This is a genomic window from [Flexibacter] sp. ATCC 35208 (assembly GCF_001975825.1).
In the GTDB taxonomy this organism is placed as follows: domain Bacteria; phylum Bacteroidota; class Bacteroidia; order Chitinophagales; family Chitinophagaceae; genus Chitinophaga.
On the sequence record NZ_MTKN01000111.1, the window covers coordinates 1 to 10,796 of the forward strand.

Here is a 10,796-nt window from a genome sequence, read left to right on the forward strand (position 1 = left end):
AGTATAAACAACTTCAATACTTTTCCATCCAGCATTCACCTAACTGTAGTTATGAAAACAATTGTAAACGATTACTCTGATTCACCAAAGGGCCAACATCCTTTATTACATCCACAAGAAAAACTGTTTTATTATGAACCAAATTGTAAACGATTACGTTCCATCGCTACCTTTTTTATTTTGAATGATGCAAACGTTTGCAGACAACCACTAATCGGGGATTCCATTTTGTAAAAACCAATTTCTACATCATGATCAAACGACTACTCTTACAATGGTCGGTAGCCCTCCTATTGCTTGAACTAATAGGATTACCCACTACCTACGGGCAAAGCTCCCTTACTGTAAGCGGTACGGTACGCTCCGGCAATGAAGTGCTCATCGGCGTGAGCGTCTACCAGAAGAACAATATCAACATCGCTACCAAAACAGACGAAAACGGTCACTTCAAACTTACTGTACCAGACAATGCTACCCTGATCTTCTCTTTCATCGGTTACCATCGGCAGGAGGTGAATGTCAATGCACGCCCGGTTCTCAACATCAACCTCGTCACGGAAGATAAAGCGCTCGGCGAAGTGGTGGTTGTCGGCTACGGCAAACAAAAAGCACCTACCGTGACAGGGGCTATTTCTACCGTTGGTGGCAAAGAGCTCGTCTCCACCCCTGTGTCTAACATCACCAATATGCTTGTAGGGCGAGCCTCCGGTATCAGCGCCGTACAATCCAGCGGTGAACCCGGTCAGAATGCTGCGACCATTCACATTCGTGGTATTGCCACTTTAAACGGTCAGGATCCGCTCATCGTAATCGATGGTATACAGCAACCGGCAGAGCAGCCTTACGTGGTGCTCAACGCCATGGATGCAAACGAAATCGAAGGCATCTCTATTCTGAAAGATGCTTCTGCTACCGCTGTATATGGTATCCGGGGCGCGAACGGTGTCATCATCGTCACCACCAAAAGAGGGAAACTCAATAAACCTACCTTCGGCTTCACCGCAAATGGCGGTTTTACAAACGCTACCTCCCTCCTGCCCATTCTCAACTCTTATCAATACGCCCTCTTCCGTAATGAAGGTGTCCGCAACGCGGAGGCCGCCGGCAACAGCAGCTTTGACAACCTGCTCTTCACCGACAATGAATTGTGGAAGTTCAAAAATAACAGGGACTATACTACAGACGAAATCAACAGCCTTGAAATCGGAACCAGCGACAGACAGGCACTGGCCAACAGCCCCGCCCTGTACTACACTTCGCATAACTATTTCAAGGAAATCTTCGGAGGTAAGGGCCAGCAACAACAATACAACATGAATATATCCGGCGGAGTTGAAAAAGTAAGGTACTTTGCTTCGCTAGGCTACTATCACCAGCAAGGTATTCTCAACGACTACAATTACGGTGGTTCTAATACGAATTCCAACTTCAAACGTTATAACTTCCGATCCAACTTCGACATCGACGTATTCAAAAACTTCCAGATCAGCGTGAACCTGGCGGGGCAATCAACCGTTGGCCATGTGCCTTCAGGCGGCTATAGCTCTACAGACCAGGGCGATCGCTACCAGCTTATCATCCAGAAGATCTTTGAGAGTAGTCCGTTCGTAGGCCCCAACTTCGTTAATGGCAAACTGGTGAATGGGTTTATCGGTACCTCCGGCGATGGCATTAATCCCCTTGTTGATAAAGGTGGGAGTGGTGTCTCTCCCATCAGTGACTTCCTCAGTGCCGGTACGCTGAATCAGTATATTACAACTCTCACCAGCACCGTGAACCTGAAGCACCAGATGGACTACATCACCCAGGGGCTGAATCTGAATGGAAAGATCGCCTATGATGACAGTTATACGAAAGGCTTCTACCAAACCACCAGCATTCCGCTTTACAAAGCCATGCGCGATCCCAACAATCCTAATAACATTGTGCTTGCCGGTGGTCAGTTAAACCCTGACTACACCTCCGACAACTGGGGTAATGGTGCCTGGCGCAAAGTATACCTGGAAGCTTCTATCGACTACGCCCACAGTTTTGGCAATCACAACGTGTCCGCATTATTCCTTGGCAATGCCCAGAAATACACGGCACACGATCTAACCTATAACACACCCTCCGGTTTAATGGGTTTGGTAGGCCGTGTTACATACAACTTTAGTGAACGCTACCTGCTGGAATTCAACATGGGTCTGAATGGTACTGAAAACTTCGCACCTAAGCGCCGCTTTGGTTACTTCCCCGCTGTATCTGCGGGTTGGGTTGTGACAAAAGAACCATTCTATCCGAAGAACGATGTGCTTACCTGGCTCAAACTTCGTGGCTCCTATGGAGAAGTCGGTAGCGACAGATTGGGAAGTCGCCGCTATCTCTACCTGCCAAATGGCTGGTCATCCAGTTCAAGCGGTTACTATTTTGGCAATAGCAATGGTAGTAGTGCAAACCCTTATTTCTCAGGCGCCAGCGAAACCACTTTGGGTAATCCTGACGTGACCTGGGAACGTGCAAAGAAACTAAATCTTGCCGCTGACCTGCGTTTGTGGAAGGATAAGATCACTCTCTCCGCTACCCTCTTCAGGGAAAACAGGAATAACATCCTCGTGAACCTCCAAACGATCCCGGCTACTTATGGTGTATCCTCTTCCATCGTACCTCCTGCGAATATTGGCCGCGTCAGCAACCAGGGATATGAGATCGAACTGGGGTACAATGATAATATTGGTAAACTCAGTTATTTCCTCCGTGCCAACTTCTCCTACGCGCGCAATAAAATTGAATATATGGCAGAGCCGTCTTACCAATATCCATGGATGAACGAGACCGGCTACAGCATTGGGCAATACAAAGGTTATGTATGGGATGGTTTCTTCAACACTACCGAAGAACTGAATAACCGCCCATATAATACGAACGGCAATCAGGCAAGACTGGGCAATATCCGTTACAAAGATATCAACGGCGACGGCATCATTGATACCAAAGACCAGGTGCCTATCGGCTACTCCAATCTACCTCGCATAGCCTACAACCTGACCATCGGTTTCTCTTATAAAGGATTCGATATCTCTGCCCTCTTTATCGGTACAGCACAGGGTTCCTTCCCGCAATCCGGTTATGTGCTGAGTACCCCATTTGCCAAGAACGTAGGTGCTGTATTCCAGCCTTACTACGATGGCCACTGGACACAGGAAAAGTATGAGAATGGTGAAAAGATTACCTATCCCTCCTTCTCTTTCAGTGGTTCCGGCCCCAATAACCTTTTCAGCGACTTCTGGCTCAAGTCTAACAACTTCAAGCGCCTCAAGAACCTTGAAATAGGTTACAGCATCCAGGACAGGGGATTACTCACCCGCGCGCATATCCGAAGTATCCGCTTCTACGCCAATGGTAATAACCTCATTACCTGGAGCAAAGAAGTGATGAAAGGCATTGACCCTGAGCTGGCGGACGATGGCAAGAACAGTATGGGATATATGTACCCGCTGACCCGCACGTTCAACTTCGGTACCAATATCCAGTTCTGATCCACTAAAAATATTTGAGATGAAACCTTACTATATCATATGCATGGTGCTGTTGCTGTTTGCCTGCCAGAAGGACTTTCTGCAAATGCCCATCTCCAATACAACAACGACAGATTCGGTATTCTCTACGACTATCAAAGCGCAGGGAGCTATCGCCAACGCCTATAAGAAAGTGCTCTGTCAGGGTCTGCCCTATCAGGGTAACTGGAACTCACTCATCCAGGACAATATATCCGGCGCTCTCACCTATGGCTTCTCCTGGACATGGGGTTATGGTATTGCCACCAGTACCGGCCTCACTGCAACAGGCAATACGGAAGACATGGATGGCTACGCCTATAATTTCACTGCCATCAGACAGGCCTACCTCGTCAGGGAAAACATAGACAAGGTCACCGACATGACGGCAGCTGACAAAGCCATTGTGAAAGCAGAAATGCTGGCACTCATCGCTTACGACTATGAACAAATGGTGATCATGTACGGAGGTGTTCCTATCGTGACCAAATCACTGACTGTAAACGATGACCTGAATATTCCCCGTGCTCCAGTAGCAGAAGTAATAGATTCTATCAGCAGCTGGTGTGATGCTGCAGCAGCTGTATTGCCAGCCGTATGGTCTGCTACCTGGACCGGCCGGATGACGAAGTCCGCCGCCTTGTCCATCAAAGCAAAGGCGCTGTTATACGCGGCACGTCCTCTTTTTAATACAGCTACGCCTTATCTGGATCTGGGAGCTAATAATAACCTCATCTGCATGGGCAATGAAGACGCTTCCCGCTGGCAAACGGCTGCCATCGCTGCCGAAGCTGTGATCAAAGAAGCAGAAACCAATGGAGGTATTAAGATCATCAATACCGGCAATCCGCTGGATGATTATGGTACAGCGACCTCCACACCTGCCAACGCCGAGATCATACTGGCATTTAAATACGATGCCGGTGGTAGTGGCATGAACACGTTTTACAACATGCATAACTGGCAGGCATATGGAAATGGGCTCACTACCAGTTATCTCGAGAACTACTACAAAGCAGATGGCACCGACCAGGTATGGCCAACTGCCACCACAGCCTTTTCTGACTACACCACCCGTATACAGGCTATGGAACCCCGTTTCAAAGCGAGTTTCAAAGCATGGGAGATTGACACCTGGAACAACCCGAATGATAATAACTGGGCGAATTCCAACCTCTTTCAATGGGCGATGAACGTAGCCGCTGTACCTGTAAAGTTCTATTACAAAGCAGGCACCCGTAACTGGTTTGAGTTCCCCATCTTCCGTCTCGCGGCTTATTATTTATCTGCAGCAGAAGCGTACAACGAATTGGGACAATCTGCCAATGCACTGGCTAAACTCAACATCATTCATCAGCGTGCCGGCCTGCCAGCTATTACTGAAACCGATCAGGCAAAATTGAGAACGATTATCCAGAGAGAATGGGCAGCAGAGTTCTTCGATGAGAACTACTGGCTGCATGATATCAAACACTGGAAAAGAACAGATATCGGTGACGGCCTGATTGGCGGCGTGATTCGCACCCTGCATTTCAACAGTGATGTAGGATCAAAAATGACAGGTAATACGGACTATCATGATGGCAAGATGTACCTGGGCTTCTGGGCACCCCGTCAGTTCCTCAATCCTTTCCCGCAAACGGAAATCAACAAGGGTACCCTGATCCAGAATCCCGGCTACTAATCACGCTTTAAAAATTATTGAACATGCGCTACAGAACGCTACTATATATGCTGGCCTTTTCCGGTAAAGTGCTGGCGCAATCCGTTCCGGATTCGATACCTACGGCTTCCGTATCAAAAGTATCCGGAGAGGAATTATACAGGACACCGGCTGCAAATATCACCAATACCTTCTATGGCCGTCTGCCCGGTATCATCACCGAACAGGCCAGCGGCGAGCCGGGCTATGACAATGCCAGCTTTGTGATACGCGGCATGGGCACTTACGACAACAATGACATCGCCATATTTGTAGATGGATTTCAGGTGAACAATACCTACTTCCAGTATTTATCTGCCATAGAAATTGCGGAAGTTAAATTATATAAAGACGCCGCAGCACTCGCTGCCTTTGGGATGCGTGGCGCGAACGGCGTACTATGGATCACTACAAAAAGAGGCCATGCAGGCAAACCCACTGTACAGGTGCAGGTGAGAAATGGCGTACAACAGGCTGAGAATATCAATAAGCCATTGCGGTCTTATGACTATGCACGACTCTATAATCAGGCTGTCAGCAATGACTTGTATGCGGTAAACAATCATCAATATATTTACACGCCAAAGTATACCACCACACAACTGGAGGCGTATAAAAATGGTACGGGTACAGATATAGACTGGTTTGATGAAGTTCTGAAAAAGAACGCCGTATTCAGAGATGCGAATATTACTTTCAGTGGCGGTGATACAACTACCCGATATGCACTCATCGTAGATTACATGAAGAACCAGGGTTTGTATAATGTGGCGACAAATGCCACTACTTCAAATGCACAGATCCAGCGCTTTAACCTGCGGGCCAACCTGGATTTTAGCTTTTTCAAAATATTTGAAGCCAAAGTAGACCTGGGTGGCCGTATTGAAGACAGGCGATATCCGAACTTCAACGGCCCGAGCTTATGGAATAATATGGCGGTGTACCCTTCCAATGTGTACCCGGTGAAAGATGAAACGGGCAACTGGTCAGGCACGACCGTTTATTCAAATAACCCTGTAGCATCACTGAAAGCACTGGGTTGGACATCGACACATGACAGAACATTACAGGCGAATTTTAACCTGAAAGAAAAACTGGATTTCATTACTCCCGGGTTATACCTGAGTGAAGCAGTGAGTTTCAATACATGGACCAGAAGCGCTGCCAGCAAAACAGCTACCTATGCACGTTATTATAATGGCGTGCAAACAACAACTGATGTTACTTCAGATCTTGTAGCCAGTGCCAGTTCACCGACTAACCAGTACGACTGGAAACAGGCTAACCTGAGTGCCGGGTATGACCGTACTTTTGGTTCCCATGCGGTACATGCACTGGTGAATTATTTTGCCAGCAACTATATAGAAGACTGGAATGGTAATTTCAATGGTTCAGGGTATAATACAGGTAATAACATCTTCCATCACTATACGAACTTAGGTGGCACCATTGATTATACATACCGTAATAAGTATATGCTAGGATTTGGCTTTGGATATAGCGGTTCAGACAACTATGCTATAGGTCATAACCATGGTTTCTATCCGGCCATCTCTGCAGGATGGATTGCATTGACAGCGCCTTTGTACCTGAAAGTCAGGGCTTCTGCAGGCAAATCAGGAAATGAAAACTCTGCACAGGGCAGGTATCTTTACCAGCAGTATTATGGTACCTCTACCGCATTTTATACGGGGGTGACCAGTTTGAATTCCAACACAGCCATCGCACCTACTTATATAGCCAACCCCGACATCTTTGCAGAGCATAGCATGAAGTATAATGTCGGTTTTGATATGACCCTGTTTAAGAAACTGGATATTATAGCAGATGCATACATGGATAAACGTGGTGGTATTATCACCTACGATCAGGCCAGTTATGCCGCGACTATTGGTACGGCACTGATGTTTAAGAACATCGGGAAGATGACAAATAAAGGATTTGAACTCACCATGAACTACCACGATACATGGAAAGGATTGGGTTACCATGTAGGAGGCAGTATGCTGTATCATAAGAACACGGTAGACTATAAAGCTGAAATTACCCCTGTGAATAGTTTTAGTAAAACGACAGGATTATCTGTCAGTACGCCCACAGGCTTAATAGCAGAAGGGTTTTACCAGACAGACGATTTCAATGCAGATGGTACATTAAAGTCAGGACAACCAGTACCTGTTTTTGGTGCAGTACAACCTGGAGATCTGAAATACAAAGACCTTGACAATAGCGGATTCGTGGATCAGAATGACGTGACTAAGATCGGGCATCCGGCCTATCCATCCCTGTATTACTCTTTTAATGCATCACTGGATTACAAGGGTTTTGATGTGGCAATCCTATTCCAGGGAGGTGCTGGTGCTGATTTCAATCTGCTAAATGCAGCAACGCAGACCCTGGCATTCGTAAGTAATAACAATGCCTTCCCAATGGCCAAAGGCGCCTGGGCCTATTATCCGTCAGAAGGTATTGACACACGGAGCACAGCTACCTATCCACGGCTCACTACACAATCAAATACCAATAACTACCGGAATTCAACTTTCTGGATAAAGAAAAACAATTACCTGCGGATCAGGAATATAGAAGTAGGCTATTCTTTGCCTGAGGCATTCCTGAAAAGAGCACACCTGAGTCGTTTGCGCTTGTTCATGAGTGCGACGAATCCAGTCACCATCAGCAAGCTCTTAAGAGATTACAACTTTGATCCGGAGACCCCAACAGGATATCCGGGACTGAAATCGTACATCGGTGGACTCAGTGTTTCATTTAACTAATAAAATGACCCTCATGCAGAAACTAACAATCTATATAGTCATTTTGCTGGTGCTGAGTGCCTGTTCAAAAGACTTTCTAAATACAAAGATCGATTCATCTGAGACAGACAAGACGCTCAATTCGGATTACAGTACGCTGATCTCGCTGGGCAATGCGCCGTATGCATATATCAGAAATGGCTTTTTATCTGTGGATGGTAATCTCTTTGCAGCAGCCACGGACGAGGCGGAGCAAACTTCAGGCATTTCCGATGCACAGCTGTTTAACCAGGGGAGCTGGAATGCGACGACGAATCCGGATAACTATTACAGTAGCTATTATAGGGGGATCAGGGCGGCGAATTACTTCCTGGAACACTCCGTGAATTACAAAGATATCTTAGGAACTAACAGGGACACGATCTCTGCTGCCGGTGCTATCAGTTACAAAAATGATGTAATGAATGTGGCATGGTATAGAGCGGAAGCACACATTCTGAGAGCATACTTCTATTTTGAATTATCAAAAAGATATGGAGGTGTACCACTGCTGACGAGGGTGCTGAATGCGGATGAGAATACGATTATGCCGGCTACACCTTATGATAGTGTGATGAATTTTGTAGTTGACGAGGTAACATTATATCAGGACAGTTTGCAGGTGAACTGGAAAACCTCTTCTTTTTCCAATTATGATGGCCGGTTCACAAAGGGCGTGGCACTGGCATTAAAGGCAAGAGCATTACTATATTGGGCCAGTCCATTGCACAATACAAGCGGAGATGTATTGAGATGGCAGCAGGCAGCTGCTGCAGCCCATGATGTAATTGCGTTAGGGATATATAGTTTATCAAATGATTACAGGAATTACTTTTTGCAAAGTAATACGTTAAGCAGCGGCGAAACGATTTTGGCAGTCAGGCAGACAGCGAATCATTACATGGAAACCATGAACTATCCCATCAGTACTTCCGGTGGTCAGAGCGGAGTAACGCCTTCAGAAAATCTTGTATCAGATTATGAATATACTGGTACGCCGGATCCCGCGAATCCATATACCAACCGTGATCCAAGACTGGGGATGAGTGTCGTGACGAATGGAAGTACATGGAATAGCAGGGTGATCAACGAAGCTCCGGGGGGTACGGATGATATGGCAAATACGAATGCAAGTAAGACGGGGTATTATCTGAAAAAATTCCTGAATGATGGATTGAATCTTGTGCAGGGAGGTACTGCCACACACCATTGGGTGGTAATGCGATATGGAGAAGTATTGCTGGAATATGCAGAGGCAATGAATGAAGCCTATGGCCCGGATAATGATAATGGATATGGATTAACAGCCAGAGCCGCGATCAATATGGTGCGTGCACGTACGGGGGTAAATATGCCGGCGGTAACAGCCACCAATCAGGACGAATTCAGAACTGCTGTAAAGCATGAAAGAAGAATTGAATTAGCATTTGAGGATTACAGATACTGGGACCTGCTTAGATGGAAGGATGCAGAAACGGCCTTAAATAAGCCTCTGTTAGGCGTAAAAGTGAATAATGGTGTATACACCACATTCAGCGTAGAAGAGCGCGTTTTTAACGCCAGTAAGATGTATTATTATCCATTTCCGCAGACGGAAATCAGTATTTCCAAAGGAGTGCTGGTGCAAAACCCGGGTTGGTAATTCATTTAAAAAATCAATCTATGAAACAATCAATCATCATCATATTTCTTTTATCGCTCTGGGCTTGTAAAAAGGACGCCGACAGTTATGGCATTCCTAATATTTACATGCCACAGGCGCTCAATATCTCTGGTGGTATCAGTGCGAACTATCCTGTGCCAACTGGTACGGATTCTTCCACCTATAATTACACCATTGATGCGACTACCAATAAACTCAATATCATCCTGGGTGTTGCGCAGGCAAGTACGCTCAAACCAGCAGGTTTTACTGTCAATGTTATAACCGATGCTGATACTATTGATCTCTTAAAGTTCAACAATATCCTGGATGCCAATACCCTACTAATGCCTGATTTACTCTATACCCTTCCATCTTCTGTCAGTGTTCCTGCCGGAAAAAGTGAGGGAACCTTTTTTCTATCACTCGATATCAATCAGTTAAAATCATCTGATTACGAGGGTAAGAAGCTCGCACTGGCAGTAAGACTGAAAAGTACGGGGCAGTATGAAGTTGCTTCCAATGCCGCGGTAACAATTGTAATTGTAGATGTAGATGCGCTGGTCATTGGCCCATCCAAAGATATCTCTTCCCAATATCTGAAGAATACCTCTACCCCATTCACAATAGCCGGTCTTCATTCCGGTGGCCGCTGGGGTACGCTGACGGACTGGATTGCCAATACGGCGGCAAAAAGCCATGACGGGTATGGTGGGTATGCAACAGATGAAGGAGGCACCATAGATATGGAAAGTGGCTGGGGATCTCCGGCTATTCATAATGGCAAGATCTGGCAGACTACGGGTAGTGCGCTGCCAGCGGGTACGTATACTTTAGATGTATCTGATCTGGATTGGCAGGGAACAAAGGATCCGACTTATATTGTAGTAGCGCCGGGGTTGGATACGATTCCGGATTATGGGGATATAAGCGGGAATACAACGATTCAGTATACGCTGTTCAGTGATCCCAAGATTACGTTTACGCTGACTGAAGAAACTAAAGTAACAGTTGGTTTTGCGGCGAATTATATTCAGGATCAACAAGGGTTTAAGATATATAGTGTAAAATTATTAAACTATCCCAAGCATCTATAATTTCTGGGGCTGACCCAAAAGTCA

The 10,796-nt window shown here is 46.1% G+C and carries 6 protein-coding genes; all 6 read left to right on the plus strand.

Annotated elements, in window-relative coordinates; genetic code table 11:
* The coding region (locus BW716_RS37905; protein WP_220388884.1) for a hypothetical protein at positions 1-234 on the plus strand (234 nt) is incomplete at its 5' end.
* 17 nt (positions 235-251) lie between these two features.
* Positions 252-3,518 carry a TonB-dependent receptor gene (locus BW716_RS33340; protein WP_083730389.1) on the plus strand — a complete coding sequence of 1,089 codons (3,267 nt, stop codon included), beginning with the start codon at positions 252-254 and terminating at the stop codon, positions 3,516-3,518.
* A gap of 19 nt (positions 3,519-3,537) precedes the next feature.
* Complete coding sequence (locus BW716_RS33345; RefSeq protein ID WP_083730390.1) at positions 3,538-5,220, plus strand: RagB/SusD family nutrient uptake outer membrane protein; 1,683 nt, start codon at positions 3,538-3,540, stop codon at positions 5,218-5,220.
* Positions 5,221-5,243: 23 nt separating this feature from the next.
* A complete protein-coding gene (locus tag BW716_RS33350) occupies positions 5,244-8,015 on the plus strand; it encodes a SusC/RagA family TonB-linked outer membrane protein (RefSeq protein WP_083730391.1) in 2,772 nt (923 codons plus the stop codon).
* A gap of 13 nt (positions 8,016-8,028) precedes the next feature.
* Positions 8,029-9,675, plus strand: a complete 1,647-nt coding sequence (locus BW716_RS33355) for a RagB/SusD family nutrient uptake outer membrane protein (RefSeq protein WP_083730393.1) — start codon at positions 8,029-8,031, stop codon at positions 9,673-9,675.
* A 20-nt stretch (positions 9,676-9,695) separates the two neighbouring features.
* On the plus strand, positions 9,696-10,772 hold the full coding sequence (locus BW716_RS33360) for a DUF5013 domain-containing protein (protein WP_083730392.1): 1,077 nt from the start codon (positions 9,696-9,698) through the stop codon (positions 10,770-10,772).
* Positions 10,773-10,796: the final 24 nt, after the last annotated feature.